Source organism: Paraburkholderia translucens (assembly GCF_020881035.1).
Lineage (GTDB): Bacteria > Pseudomonadota > Gammaproteobacteria > Burkholderiales > Burkholderiaceae > Paraburkholderia > Paraburkholderia translucens.
Genome location: NZ_JAJITC010000012.1, coordinates 106,484 through 119,513, shown reverse-complemented (window position 1 = coordinate 119,513; position 13,030 = coordinate 106,484). Strand labels below are relative to the sequence as shown.

The 13,030-nt window shown below is 63.3% G+C and carries 10 protein-coding genes; 7 read left to right on the top strand and 3 right to left on the bottom strand.

Translation table 11 applies throughout. From position 1 onward, the window contains the following. Nucleotides 1–136: 136 nt before the first annotated feature. Nucleotides 137–478, top strand: coding sequence for a DUF1493 family protein (locus LJ655_RS21575; RefSeq protein WP_230563248.1), 342 nt, complete (start codon nucleotides 137–139; stop codon nucleotides 476–478). Here LJ655_RS21575 and LJ655_RS21570 read toward each other — a convergent pair. Then, nucleotides 475–1,653 (bottom strand): porin, encoded by a 1,179-nt coding sequence (locus LJ655_RS21570; protein ID WP_230563247.1) that lies wholly within the window; start codon nucleotides 1,651–1,653, stop codon nucleotides 475–477. The two genes, LJ655_RS21575 and LJ655_RS21570, sit on opposite strands and share 4 nt — an antisense overlap. 521 nt (nucleotides 1,654–2,174) lie before the next feature. On the opposite strand from LJ655_RS21570, the gene LJ655_RS21565 reads away from it, so the two are divergent. Then, nucleotides 2,175–3,284 (top strand): OpgC domain-containing protein, encoded by a 1,110-nt coding sequence (locus tag LJ655_RS21565; protein ID WP_230563246.1) that lies wholly within the window; start codon nucleotides 2,175–2,177, stop codon nucleotides 3,282–3,284. 193 nt (nucleotides 3,285–3,477) lie between these two features. Further along, the gene (locus LJ655_RS21560; protein ID WP_230563245.1) at nucleotides 3,478–4,350 is read left to right on the top strand and encodes an alpha/beta hydrolase; all 873 of its coding nucleotides are present in this window, start codon (nucleotides 3,478–3,480) and stop codon (nucleotides 4,348–4,350) included. 40 nt (nucleotides 4,351–4,390) lie between these two features. On the opposite strand, the gene LJ655_RS21555 is transcribed toward LJ655_RS21560, so the two are convergent. Further along, nucleotides 4,391–5,485: an AI-2E family transporter gene (locus tag LJ655_RS21555; RefSeq protein ID WP_230563244.1), complete on the bottom strand. Its 1,095-nt coding sequence runs from the start codon at nucleotides 5,483–5,485 to the stop codon at nucleotides 4,391–4,393. Nucleotides 5,486–5,825: 340 nt separating this feature from the next. Here LJ655_RS21555 and LJ655_RS21550 point away from each other — a divergent pair, with 340 nt between their 5' ends. Both LJ655_RS21550 and LJ655_RS21545 read left to right on the top strand, forming a co-directional pair. Next, the gene (locus LJ655_RS21550) at nucleotides 5,826–6,113 is read left to right on the top strand and encodes a DUF3331 domain-containing protein (protein WP_230563325.1); all 288 of its coding nucleotides are present in this window, start codon (nucleotides 5,826–5,828) and stop codon (nucleotides 6,111–6,113) included. A 283-nt stretch (nucleotides 6,114–6,396) separates the two neighbouring features. Next, a complete protein-coding gene (locus tag LJ655_RS21545; RefSeq protein WP_230563243.1) occupies nucleotides 6,397–8,982 on the top strand; it encodes an adenosylcobalamin-dependent ribonucleoside-diphosphate reductase in 2,586 nt (861 codons plus the stop codon). Between the two features lie 112 nt (nucleotides 8,983–9,094). Here LJ655_RS21545 and LJ655_RS21540 read toward each other — a convergent pair whose 3' ends face one another. Then, nucleotides 9,095–10,063 (bottom strand): AraC family transcriptional regulator, encoded by a 969-nt coding sequence (locus tag LJ655_RS21540; RefSeq protein ID WP_230563242.1) that lies wholly within the window; start codon nucleotides 10,061–10,063, stop codon nucleotides 9,095–9,097. 226 nt (nucleotides 10,064–10,289) lie between these two features. Between LJ655_RS21540 and LJ655_RS21535 the strand changes: the two genes are divergently transcribed. Beyond that, nucleotides 10,290–11,342: an NAD(P)-dependent alcohol dehydrogenase gene (locus LJ655_RS21535; protein WP_230563241.1), complete on the top strand. Its 1,053-nt coding sequence runs from the start codon at nucleotides 10,290–10,292 to the stop codon at nucleotides 11,340–11,342. A 725-nt stretch (nucleotides 11,343–12,067) separates the two neighbouring features. Beyond that, nucleotides 12,068–13,024 carry a LysR family transcriptional regulator gene (locus tag LJ655_RS21530; RefSeq protein WP_230563240.1) on the top strand — a complete coding sequence of 319 codons (957 nt, stop codon included), beginning with the start codon at nucleotides 12,068–12,070 and terminating at the stop codon, nucleotides 13,022–13,024. Nucleotides 13,025–13,030 lie beyond the last annotated feature (6 nt).

The window sequence follows — 13,030 nt, the reverse complement described above, 5'->3', positions numbered from 1 at the left end:
ACAACGAAAATCCTGGCGGCGCTTCAGGTTGAAAGGCCACCAAACGTTGGAACACTATGGACGACGGTGAAGGAGGTATGAACTGCGTATCATACCGTTTCGAAATGCAATCGAAGCGTCAAGGCAGGGTGTTCTGATGGAAAATCATTCGTGGGCAAATCTGGAATCGTTCGTTAGAAAAGAGGCTTGCATATCTTCGAAAAAATCGATTACGCCGGAAACGACCATCGTAGACGATCTAGGTCAGCAAGGCGAAGATGCTGACATTTTCATGGAGCGATTTTTTGAAGCATTCCACATAGGCAGAGGCGATTATGATTTTCACCGGTATTTCTTGATGGAAGGCGAAGGCTTTTTGTACCACGTCATTCTCAAGCATGTCATGAGAAAAGAACACTCTGTAAAAAGAGAGCCGCTAACCCTAGGAATGCTTCATAGGGCCATGATCAATGGAAAATGGAGTTCCGAAGTATTCTAAAACTTATGCCGGATCGCTGCGCGCACGACGACCTGCTTCGACGTTGAAGACGGCGACTGCGTGCCGGGGATGAATGCGAAATCGAAGATCGACAACGTGGAATCGCCGGTGACCTGCTGATATGCGCCCTGCAGATAGACGTCGGTGCGCTTGGACAGGTTGTAGTCCGCCATCAGCCCGAACGTATGGATGTGCGGCTTCACGCCGCCGTTCGACGCGTCGTAGGTTTGCATCGTGTACACGTACTGTGCGCCGACGAACAGAACCGGCGAAATCTGATACCTGCCGTTGACCTCGAAGTTCTGATACTTCAGCGAGTTCAGCAGCACGCCCGGCGGCGTGACGGGCACGAGCGGCACCGGCGGCTCGATGCCGAGAAAGCCGTTCGCGGTGGGCTCCAGATAGTTCGAGTTGCTATAGACGAAGCCCGCCGTCGCCGGTCCGAACGTATAGTTGATGCCGCCGCCGAACACGCGCATGCGCTTCGCGACGAAGCCGGCGTCGTTCGTGGCGACCGCGCCGTTCGCGCTGCTGCCCGGATTATTGGCCTGCAGATAGGCCGCGGCGACCAGCAGCCCGCCGTACGTGTACTGGCCACCGAAGCTGTACGCCCGATTGTTGGCGAAGTTCGTGTCGTTGCTGAAGCTGTAGGTACCGCCGAACTGAAAGCCCGATATCGACGGCGTCGTGTACTTGACCGTGTTGTTGAGGCGGAACGTGTTGTCGGTGTTGTCGTTGTCGTAGGGATGCGAGAACAGCTCGCCGCCCCAACTGCCGTTGGCCGTGGTCTGCGCCAGATAGTCGACGACCGAATCGTATTGCCGCCCGAAGGTGAGCGTGCCGTAGGGTTCCGAGCTGAGTCCGACGAAAGCCTGCCGGCCGAACAACAGCCCGCCCTGCCCGAGCCGCCCGGAATTCAGATCGAAACCGTTCTCGAGTTGGAAGATCGCCTTCAGACCGCCGCCCAGATCCTCGGCGCCCTTGAGTCCCCAGCGGCTGCCTTGGGCAAATCCGCTCGCGAGTTCATAAACATGGCCGTGGCCGACATTGTTCGTGTAGTTGACGCCCTCGTCGATCACGCCATACAGCGTGACGCTAGTCTGCGCGGCGGCAGGCGCGACAAAAACAGCGGACGCAGTAATGGAGACAGCCAGCGCGAACACTTGCTTGTTCATGATGATCTCCCTGCACCTCGAGTCACAGGACAACTCGATCCGGCGGCTTTGTTCTCAATCTTCTTTTTTCGTCACCTTCCCAGCAGTTCTAAAGACTGTTCCATGTGCTGCTCTGTCCGCAAATCGTCACACGACATCAGCTAACCGTCCATGACAGGATGCGCCGATCTTCCAGAATGTTGCTAATTCTCCACTAGGCGTTGCTGCCTCTTTTTTTGAAACGTCAGTTCAGGTAAGCGGCAGTGGCTGCCGCGCTCACTGCGTCGTTGGCACGAAAAGAAATATAATCGGCGGCCTTTGCTGCCATGCGATGGAACTCGGCGCCGCTGCGAGGGGTCGTCTGTACGCCCGCAGACAAGCTGCCTTGCGTAGGCGGCCGAATGCGGCGACGTGGGACATAGGCGCGGCCAGCATGGATCGCCTTCCCGCCGCACCATCCAATCCCATATTAAAACGCCTTGTGAGACGCCCGCCGCGCTGGATCAGCGCGCCGTCGCACGGGGCTGCTGTTGATGCAAACAATGTCCAAGCCATCCTCCCGTCTGATCGAACTCGACTTTTTCCGCGGACTGGTTCTGCTGATCATCGTCGTCGATCACATCGGCGGCAGCATTCTGTCGCGCGTGACGCTGCATGCGTACGCGCTCTGCGATGCCGCCGAAGTGTTCGTGTTCCTCGGCGGCTTCGCGACCGCCACCGCCTATGCGGCGCTCGCCGAGCGGCGCAACGAGACGATTGCGCGCGGCCGCTTCCTGCGCCGCTCGTTCGAGATCTATCGCGCGTTTCTCGTCACTGCCGGGCTCATGCTGCTGGTGAGCGCGGTGCTCACCGCCTTCAGCATCGACGGGCCCAATCTCGCCACGACCGATCTCGACGACCTGATCGACACGCCGCTGGCCGCGCTGCGCGACATCCTGCTGCTGCGCCGCCAGCCGTATCTCGCGTCGGTGCTGCCGATGTACGCGTTCTTCGCGCTGCTGGTCCCGGCGATCCTGCCGCTCGCGCGCAGCAAGCCGTGGCTGCTGCTCGCCGGCAGCGTCGCGCTATGGGCCGGCGCGCCGGCGATCAGCCAATACCTGCCCGCCGCGCCCGACATGCATTGGGACTTCAACCCGTTCGCGTGGCAGTTGATGTTCGTGCTCGGCGTGCTCGCGCGCTGCCAGCCGGTGTATCAGCGGATCAGCGCGCATCGGTGCGGCTGGCTCGTCAGCGTGCTGGCGTTCGCGGTGGTCGTGGGCGCCGCGTATTACAAGCTCTTTCTGTTGCACCCGCCGCTTGACGCGAGCCTCAAGGTGAACCTGTCGTACATGCGTGCGGGCAACTTCCTCGCGATTGCGTGGCTCGCCGCGAATCTGATCGAGGTCGGCTGGGCCAGGAAGGTCGCGCGCCGGCTGCCGTGGATCGGCGTGATCGGCCGGCAGGGCTTGTTGTGCTTCATCGCCGGCGCGGTGATCTCGCTGGTGGTCGACTCGGTGCTCTACGAGGCGACCGATGGTTACCTGAACTATCCGCTTGGATTGCTCGCCGATGCGGCCGCGGTCGGCGCGCTGTTCGCGGTCGCGCTGGGCGTGGAGCCGCTGAAGCGGTTCGTCGGGCGATTCGTCGCCGGGCGGTTGGGGACGTCGAGCTGAACGCTTCGGCAACGTTTGGCGGCGCGCCTGCGGAACATGGATCGTCCCCGACGCTTGACGCACGCGCGGTTGACCAAGGAGTTTGCGCGCATAAAGCGTCCGCCCGCCCCCGCCCCGTTCCGTCTCAAATCTGGCGCCAATGCTGATAGCATGACGGCCGCGCGCGAATCCCTCGCCGGCCTCTCACACTGACATGCGTCGATTCCTCTCCTTCGCCCTCGCCCTGCTCGTTTCCGCCGTCGGCGTGAGCGCGTTCGCGAGCACGATCGCGAGCCGCAGCTTTCATTCCGATGCGCTCGGCCGCGACTGGAACTACATGATTTATCTGCCGGGCGGCTATCGTGCGGACGGGCCGCGCCTGCCCGTGCTCTACCTATTGCACGGCAACAACGGCGACGCCAACGACTGGCTCACGCAAGGCCATCTGCAAAGCGCCGCGGACACGCTGATCGAGCGCAAGGAGATCCCGCCCGCCGTGATCGTGATGCCGCAGGGCGGCACGGACTGGTACGTCGATCGCAAGGAGAAGATGGAAACGGCGTTCTTCGACGATCTGCTGCCCGAGATCGAAACGCACTACGCGGTTGCGACCCAGCGCGGCGGGCGGATGATCGGCGGCGTGTCGATGGGCGGCTTCGGCGCGCTGCGCTATGCGCTCACGCAGCCCGACATGTTTTGCGGCGCGCTGCTGCTGAGTCCCGCGATCTATGTGAACGAGCCGCCACGCGCGTCGGCGGCACGGCGGGTCGGCGTGTTCGGCGAGCACCAGTTCGACCCGCGCGTGTGGCACGAACTCAACTATCCGGCGCAGTGGGACCGCTACATGAGCCGGCCGTATCGCATCCCGATGTTCATCGCGTCCGGCGACGACGACCTCGACATCCAGGCCGACGCGTCGCTGCTGTACACGCGTCTGCGGCTCGCGGGCAATCCGGCGGCGCTGCGGATCATCGACGGGGGCCACACGTGGGACGTGTGGAGCGCACTCCTGCCCGCCGCGCTCAAATACACGTTTGGCTGCGTGAAACCGGCGGCGCAGGAGCATCCGTCGTATCAGCGGCCTTGAGCCGGCGAGGCCTCCAGCCACGCGCCGAGCAACACACGCGCTACTCCACGAGGTAGGTCCACAGCACCATCAGCACCGTCATCAAGGCGGGGCCGATGAAAATCCCCAGCAGCCCGAAGGTTTCCGCGCCGCCGAGAATGCCGAACAACACGAGCAGGAACGGCAGACGCGTCGAGCTGCCGATCAGCACCGGCCGCACGAAGTGCTCGGCGACGAACACGACGATCGCGCCGAACACCGCGAGCCCGACTGCCGGGCCCACGGAGCCCTGCACGAGCAGCCACAGCGCCGCGAGACCGAACACGATCGGCGCCAGGAACGGCAGCATCGCGGCGATCGCCGTGACCAGGCCGAGCAGTGCCGCGTGCGGCACGCCAGTCGCGAAATAGGCGACGCCGAGCAGCGCGCCCTCGCCGGCGCCGACCACGATCAAGCCCGACACGGTGCCGCGCACCGCGGTCGCCATATGCTCGACGAGGTCCGTGCCGCTATCGCCGAAGACGCGTCGCGCGGCCTTCAACAGCGAGCCGGACAAACGCGGTCCGGCCTGAAAAGTCACGAACAGCGTGACCAGCATGAACGCAAACACCATCACCGCGTGCGCGGCGCGCGCGCCGAAGTGTCGGCCGAGCGTCATCACGGTTTCGCTGTGCAAGCCTTTCATCGCCGCGGAGCCGCGCAAAGGCTGCGCGAGATTGGCCTGCCACCATGCGGTGATCTGCGGCACGCCGAAAGGCAGACGGTTGACGAAGTCCGGCAACGGGATGCCGTTTTCCTGCGCGTCGCGCAACCACTCGCTCAGCTCATGCGCCTCGCGCAGCGCCTGGGCGAGGCCGAGTCCGACCGGCACCAGGACGAGCACCGCGATGACCAGCGTGAAGACCGTCGCGAGCAAGGTTGTGCGTCCCTTGAACCAGCGGAAACCCGCTATCTTGTGCAGCAGCGGCCACAGCGCGATCGCGACGACCGCCGCCCACGCCGCCACCACGATGAAATCGCGCACCACCCACAATGCGAGGAGTACGAGCCCGGCATAGAGGACGACCGATGCGGTCCTCTGCTTTTTCAGGCGCTCGGCGGCGATGGACGATGATTCGGAAGAATTGGGAGGCACAGCGGGCGGGATCGGAATCATGTGATTTCTGGTGTTTTTGAACAGTGTGCGCGCGAGCCGACCTGAAAAATTCAAACCCGCTACACTGACGGCTCGGTTCGCCGCCTGACCACCACATCTTAAAGGAAGCGTCAGCGCGCTTTCCCGAACGCTGGCCTCTTCGCGCCACAAGCAACACAGCGTTGCAAAAATCCGCATTGTTAAAAAATCACATAAAAATGCGTGCAACGCCTGCCAACTCGACCTAACGTGACCGTCAAGTCTGATTATTGCCAATTTCGCAATAGTGTTTCAACCGTCGCACAATGGCTCTCCGGCCCGCGCGGGACTAAATTCGGCACTCCACAATATGGAGTCGATGATGACCCTGGAGTCCATCACCCTCGACGGTACCAATGGCGTACGCATCGAAATACTCGAGAGCTCCGACACGACGGTGGTAATCCGCTGGGTCGAACCGGGGCGCTGTCACTATGGTGAACAGCGCTGGCGCCGCCGCTCGGCGCATTCGTCCGGCACCTGCGCCGTGACGCACCGCAAGATCCGTCGCGGCGACCCGGTGTTCAAGCCGGCCGAGCGCCCGGCGCCGGCGAATGCCTCCGCGATGATCTGCGCGGAAGTCCTCGACCCGCTGCTGGAAGCGGCCTGACGGGCGCACCGCCGCCGCGTCCCGCACACGCGCCGCGCGGGATTCGCCCCGCCGCCGCACTTGATACCCCTACCGCCTGCGCACCCTTAGCGTCAGCGTGCCCCGCCTGAGCGGCATCGCACGACGCGCCGCGCCGTCGGCGCCGCTCCCGGTTGCCCCCCCGCCCCTCGTGCGTTAAGGTGGACTCGTTGCGCCCGCTGAACCGCCGGCTCACTCTCCGGCCTCGGCTGCGCGCCGTCTACCACCGCGCCGCGCCCGCCGCGGCGCCGTTTGAGGGCCGATCATGGCAGAAGACACGCCGCAAACCCGCGCGGCCACCGCCGCTTCCACGCCTCCCGCTTCCTCCGCTCCGCCCGCTTCACTGATTCCGCCGCAGCAATTCTCGCTCGACGTGCTGCTCGAAAAGTACGCAAAAGGCGACGAGCAATCGGCCGACGACGTATACCGCCGCGTCGCCCGAGGTGTCGCCGAGGCCGAGCCGCCCGAATTGCGCGCATCGGTCGAAGCGCTGTTCATCGACAACTTGCGGCATGGCGCGCTCGGCGCGGGCCGCATCATGAGCGCGGCGGGCAGCGGTATCGCCGCGACGCTGATCAACTGCTTCGTGCAGCCGGTCGGCGATTCGATTCAGGGCGTCGACGATCAAGGGTTGCCCGGCATCTACGTCGCCCTGCTGCAGGCGGCCGAAACCATGCGCCGCGGCGGCGGCGTCGGCTACAACTTCTCCGCGATCCGGCCCAAGGGTGCGCGGGTTCATACCACCAGCTCGGCCGCCTCCGGTCCGTGCAGCTACATGGACGTGTTCGACGCGTCGTGCCGCACCGTCGAAAGCGCGGGCTCGCGACGCGGCGCGCAGATGGCGGTGCTCGACTGCAACCACCCTGACCTGCTCGAATTCATCGAGGCCAAGCATTCGAAGGGACGCTGGAACAACTTCAACGTGTCGGTCGGCGTCACCGACGAATTCATGCGCGCGGTCGAAAACGACGAGCCGTGGCAGTTGGTCCATCGCGCGGAGCCGTCGCCGGCGCTGCGCGCGGCCGGCGACGTCCGGCAGCGCGACGATGGCCTATGGGTCTATAGCGAACACCCGGCCCGCGCGATCTGGGAGCGCATCATGCGCTCGACGTACGACGTCGCCGAGCCCGGCATCGTGTTCATCTCGCGCATGAACGAGGACAACAATCTGCGCGCCGTCGAAACGATCCGCGCGACCAATCCGTGCGGCGAGCAGCCACTGCCCGCCTATGGCTGCTGCAACCTCGGGCCGCTCAATCTGACGCGCTTCGTCGTCGATCCGTTCGCGCAACTGCAAGGCCGCCAGCCGTCGTTCGACTGGGACGGCCTCGCGTGGCGCACCCGCACGCAGGTGCGTTTTCTCGACGACGTGCTCGATGTCACGCTGTGGCCCCTGCCGCAGCAATACGACGAATCGCGCGCGAAGCGGCGCATCGGCGTCGGCTTCACCGGCCTCGGCGATACGCTCGTGATGCTGGGTCTGCGCTACGACTCGCAGGCAGGCCGCGACTTTGCAGTGCGCATCGCGCGGCTGATGCGCGACGAGGCGTATCGCGCGTCAGTCGAGCTCGCGAAGGAGCGCGGCGCGTTCGAGCTCTTCGACGCCGCGCGCTATCTGGAAGCCGGCACGTTCGCGTCGCGCCTGCCCGACGACATCCAGCAGGCGATCCGCCGCGACGGCATCCGCAATAGCCATCTGCTGTCGGTCGCGCCGACCGGCACCGTCAGCCTCGCGTTCGCGGACAACGCGTCGAACGGCATCGAGCCGGCGTTCTCGTGGACCTACACGCGCATGAAGGTGATGGCCGACGGCGGCCGCGAATCGTTCGATGTCGAGGACTACGCGTACCGGCTCTATCGCGAACTCGGCGGCGACGTGACCCGGCTGCCGGACTATTTCGTCAGCGCATTGGAGATGTCGGCGCGCGACCATCTCGACATGATGGCGGCCGTGCAGCCGTACGTCGACACGTCGATCTCGAAGACCGTCAACGTGCCCGCCGACTATCCGTTCGATGCGTTCGAAAGCCTCTATTTCGATGCATGGAAAGGCGGCCTGAAGGGACTTGCCACCTATCGCCCGAACGACACGCTCGGCGCGGTGCTGAGCGTGACGCCCGCGCAGACTGAGGACGCGCTCGCCGAGATGGATCAGGACCCGCTGCGCATCGCGATCGACCATCGGCCCAAAGGCGAGTTGCCGGCGATCATCGAGAAGGTCGAGTATCTGACCCAGGCGGGCAAGAAATCGCTGTATGTCGCGGTGTCGTTCATCGAGGTGACGGGCCGCATCGGCGGCGAGGACGTGACGATCGAGCGGCCGATCGAATTCTTCATTCCGGCCGGTCAGCGCGACGAGTCGCAGCAGTGGATCACCGCGACGATGCGTTCACTATCGCTGGCCGCACGCGGCGGGTTTGTCGCGCGCAATCTGCAGGATATGCGCAAGGTGTCGTGGGATCGCGGTCAGGTGCGGCTTGGCGACGTGCAGCGTCTCGACGGTCATCGTGCGCCGCGCTGGCACGATTCGGAAGTGGCCGCGCTCGCGTTCGCGATCCAGCAGATTCTGTATCGACGCGGCTTTCTCGACGCCGAGGGCAATCAGGTGCCGTCACGAATGCTGGCGCGTCTGCCGCGTGGGCAAATGAAAACCGACGCCGCGCTGTCCGCCGATTTCGGCATTCGTCCGGATCCTGCCGACAGCACGGACACGTTGCTGCAGCCGAACGGCACGCGGGGCCTGCACACGATGCTCGGACGCAAATGCGCTTCGTGCGGCGCGAATGCGGTGATTCGCAAGGACGGGTGCGATTTCTGTACCGCGTGTGGGGAAGTGGGGGCCTGCGGGTAGGGTGAAGTGGCGGGCCGCGGGCGAAGTTCTCCGGGCTCGCCACTGAGCTTCCCGATACGTCCGAAATGCTCGACGCCGCCGCTCAGCACGACGTCGGCGCGACGTTGCAGCCTTAGACGGCGGTGACGTATCGCGGCGCCGGTTTCCGCAGGCGTGGCGGCGGCGCATCGTGAGCCACACGCATGCGTTTGACTTCATCGACGGGACTCAGGCCGAACAGCCGCTTGAACTCGCGGCTGAACTGCGACGCGCTTTCGTAACCGACGCGCGCGGCGGCCGCGCCCGCGTTCAAACCGTCCTGCACCATCAACAGACGCGCGTGATGCAGACGCGTGGTCTTCACGTACTGCATCGGCGAGGTCGCGGTGACGGCCTTGAATTGCGCGTGAAACACCGCGAGGCTCATGCCGGCTTCGGCCGCGAGCGTATCGACGTCGAGCGACGCGTGATAGTCCGCATGAATGCGCCGCAGCGCCTTCGCGATGCGGCCGAAGTGATTCTGATGCGTGAGCGCCGCGCGAATCGCGCCGCCCTGCTCGCCGGTCAACACGCGATAGCAGATCTCCCGCACGATTGCGGGTGCAAGAATGCTCGCATCGAGCGGCACCGCGAGCGTTTCCATCAGCCGCTGCACTGCGCTGCTCAGCGCGGGATCGAGCGGCGTCGAGTAGATGCCGGCCGGCTCGTGATGCGCAATGCCCTGGGTTTCGTTGAGCGCCATCAGCAGCTCGGCGACCATCGTCAGATCGACGCGCACGGAGATGCCGAGAAACGGCTCCTGCTCGCTTGCCTCGGTCTCGCATTCGAACGGCAACGGCACCGACAATACCAGGTACTGCTGCGCGTCGTACTGGAACACCTGATCGCCGAGATAGCCGCGCTTGCGTCCCTGGCAGACGATCACGATGCTCGGCTCGTACATCACCGGCATGCGCGGCATCGGGCGATTCGCGCGCAACAGGTTGACGCCTTCGAGGCTCGAGCGCGTCATGCCGGCATTCGGCGCGAGCAGATCGAACAGTTCACGCACGCGGCGTTGCGCGGGATGGTCCGTAACGGAACTGGCAGCTTGAGTGGACATGACGATATGGTGACACCCAGGAGAATAATGCTCGGAATCTAGCACCAAACAGTCTATCGCGCTGCCCTTCCAGAGTTTTAGGCAAATCTTCAAGACGATCAGGTATTCCGCGAGGGGCGTCGGACTCCTAAGATGGGAACCCTGCAGGATGCCGCACCGGCAACCGGTGTTGCGCATCACCGGCGCGTCGCATATTGCGCCGTCACCCTCTTTGCTGGAGCTACCCATGAGCACGACATATGCCTATGCAGCGACGGACGCCACGGCGCCGCTCGCCCCGTTCGAATTCCAGCGCCGCGCACCGCGCGCCCATGACGTGCAGATGGACGTGCTGTACTGCGGCGTATGCCATTCCGACTTGCATCAGGCACGCAACGAATGGAAGAACACGATGTACCCGGTCGTGCCGGGCCACGAAATCGTGGGCCGCGTGACCGCGGTCGGCGCGAGCGTGACGAAGTACAAGGTCGGCGAGCTCGTCGCGGTCGGCTGTCTGGTCGATTCGTGCCGCACTTGCGCGAGTTGCGCGGAAGGCCTCGAGCAGTATTGCGAGAATGGTTGGGTAGGCACGTACAACGGTGTCGATCGCGTCGACGGACAGGTCACGTACGGTGGCTATTCGACGCAACTGGTCGTCGACGAGGCCTTTACGCTGCGCGTGCCGGAGAATCTCGACCCTGCGGGTGTCGCGCCGCTGCTGTGCGCCGGCATTACCACGTATTCGCCGCTGCGCACGTGGGGCGTGGGACCGGGCAAGAAGGTCGGGATTGTGGGCCTCGGCGGTCTCGGCCATATGGGCGTGAAGCTGGCGCGGGCGATGGGCGCACATGTCGTGCTGTTTACGACGTCGCCGTCGAAGATCGAAGATGCGAAGCGGCTTGGTGCGCATGAAGTCGTGGTTTCGAAGAATCCGCACGAGATGGAAGCGCATGTGAATAGCTTCGATTTCATTCTCAATACCGTGGCTGCGCAGCATGATCTGAATCCGTTTTTGAATCTGCTCAAACGGGATGCGACGATGACGCTAGTTGGGGCGCCGGAGCATGATCATCCGTCGCCGCAGGTGTTCAATTTGATCTTCAAGCGGCGACGGCTGGCGGGGTCGCTGATTGGCGGTATTGCCGAGACGCAGGAGATGCTCGATTTTTGCAGTGAGCATGGAATCACTTCTGATATTGAAGTGATTCCGATGCAGAAGATTAATGAGGCTTATGAGCGAATGCTCAAGAGTGATGTCAAATATCGGTTTGTGATTGATATGGATTCGTTGAGGAAGTAATTGCGATTTTTGGCCGCGCGGCGGGTGGTTTTTTTCGCCTGCGGCGCGGGGTTCTGTTTGTTGTTGTTTTTTTTGCCTTCGCTTTTTTCTCTGTTCTTAGGGCGTTGGCCTTTCCGTTTTGTCTTGTCGGTCTATTAGCGTTGCCCCTGTGCGGGGCGGCACCTACTTTCTTTGCTGCTGCAAAGAAAGTAGGCAAAGAAGACAGCTCAAACCGCTAATTCTTAAGCGGGTTCCTCGGTTAATCGCGGGTAGTGGTGCATCTGGAATTCGTGTTCCCGCACACTCCGCGTAAGTGACAAAGCAGTCATACCTCCGGCGGCGCTGCGCGCGCCGAAACCCCGGTCATAACCATCGGTCGTTCTGGCGCGCTGCCGAGGCGGAGCCGATGGCCCGCTAACAAAAAACACACCTGGTTTCCCTTGCATACCTGTCCGCGACGCACGTAGTGCGGAGTGGGAGCGGATGACGGCTTTGTCGCTCACGCGGAATGCGCGGGAACACAGGTTCCAGATGCACCACTACCTCGTGCGGACCGAGGTGCCCGCTTATGAGCTGGCGGTTTTAGCTGTCTTCTTTGCCTACTTTCTTTGCAGCAGCAAAGAAAGTAGGTGCCGCCCCGCACAGGGGCAACGCTAATAGACCGATAAGACAAGAAGGAAAGGCCAACACCACAAGAACAACGCCCCCAACGCCGCAGGCAAAAAAGAACCATTTGGAGCAAACAAGTGATCGACAGAATAACTGCAATGCGCACATTCATCCGAATTGTGGATACCAACAGCTTCACCCGCGCAGCGGAGTCATTAAACATCCCGCGTGCAACGGCAACGACGATCGTCCAGAACCTGGAAGCCCTGCTAGGCACAGCGCTACTGATCCGCACGACCCGCCGCCTGAGCATCACCCCGGAAGGCGCAGCCTATTACGAACGCTGTGCGCAAATCCTCGCCGACATCGACGAAATGGAAGCCAGCCTCCGTAATTCGACCGACAACCTGACCGGACGCCTGCGCATAGAAATGCCAAGCGCGGTCGCCACCGCAATCGTGCTTCCGTCGCTGGACGACTTTCACACCCGCTACCCAAACCTCGATCTCGCGATCGGCGTCAGCAACCGTACCGTCGATATGGTCTCCGAAGCGATCGACTGCAGCATCCAGCTCGGTGAATTGCCCGACTCCAATCTCATCGCGCGGCAACTCGGCACGCTGGATCAGATCACCTGCGCAAGTCCTGCCTATCTGGCGCGCTACGGCTCGCCCGCCGACCTTGACGAGCTGCGCGCGCACGTCGCGGTCAACTGCGTGTCGCCGCATAGCGGCCGCGAATGCGATTTCGATTTCGAAGTAGATGGCATAGCGCGCAAGGTCAAGCTCAACGGCTTCGTGCAGGTCAGCGACGAACAGGCGTACCTGACCTGCGGGCTGCAAGGCCTGGGCATGATCCAGCCGGCGCGGATCGCCGCACAGCCTTACCTCGATTCGGGCCTGCTGCGCGAAGTGCTGCCGCAATGGAAACCCGTGCCGATGCCGGTCTCGGTCGCGTATGTGAAGAACCGCCGCGTGTCGCCGCGCGTGCGCGCGTTCGTCGATTGGCTTGCGGAGCTGTTCGAAAAGGCCGGGCACGTCGAGCAGGATCTGTCGCGCGTGCGTCAGTTGCTGCGCGGCCTGCATCCCGCGTGAAGCGGG

Bases quoted from the DNA above. Each gene is read 5' to 3' on its own strand.
- LJ655_RS21575 (WP_230563248.1), top strand. From the start codon at position 137: ATGGAAAATCATTCGTGGGCAAATCTGGAATCGTTCGTTAGAAAAGAG.
- LJ655_RS21570 (WP_230563247.1), bottom strand. From the start codon at position 1,653: ATGAACAAGCAAGTGTTCGCGCTGGCTGTCTCCATTACTGCGTCCGCT.
- LJ655_RS21565 (WP_230563246.1), top strand. From the start codon at position 2,175: ATGTCCAAGCCATCCTCCCGTCTGATCGAACTCGACTTTTTCCGCGGA.
- LJ655_RS21560 (WP_230563245.1), top strand. From the start codon at position 3,478: ATGCGTCGATTCCTCTCCTTCGCCCTCGCCCTGCTCGTTTCCGCCGTC.
- LJ655_RS21555 (WP_230563244.1), bottom strand. From the start codon at position 5,485: ATGATTCCGATCCCGCCCGCTGTGCCTCCCAATTCTTCCGAATCATCG.
- LJ655_RS21550 (WP_230563325.1), top strand. From the start codon at position 5,826: ATGACCCTGGAGTCCATCACCCTCGACGGTACCAATGGCGTACGCATC.
- LJ655_RS21545 (WP_230563243.1), top strand. From the start codon at position 6,397: ATGGCAGAAGACACGCCGCAAACCCGCGCGGCCACCGCCGCTTCCACG.
- LJ655_RS21540 (WP_230563242.1), bottom strand. From the start codon at position 10,063: ATGTCCACTCAAGCTGCCAGTTCCGTTACGGACCATCCCGCGCAACGC.
- LJ655_RS21535 (WP_230563241.1), top strand. From the start codon at position 10,290: ATGAGCACGACATATGCCTATGCAGCGACGGACGCCACGGCGCCGCTC.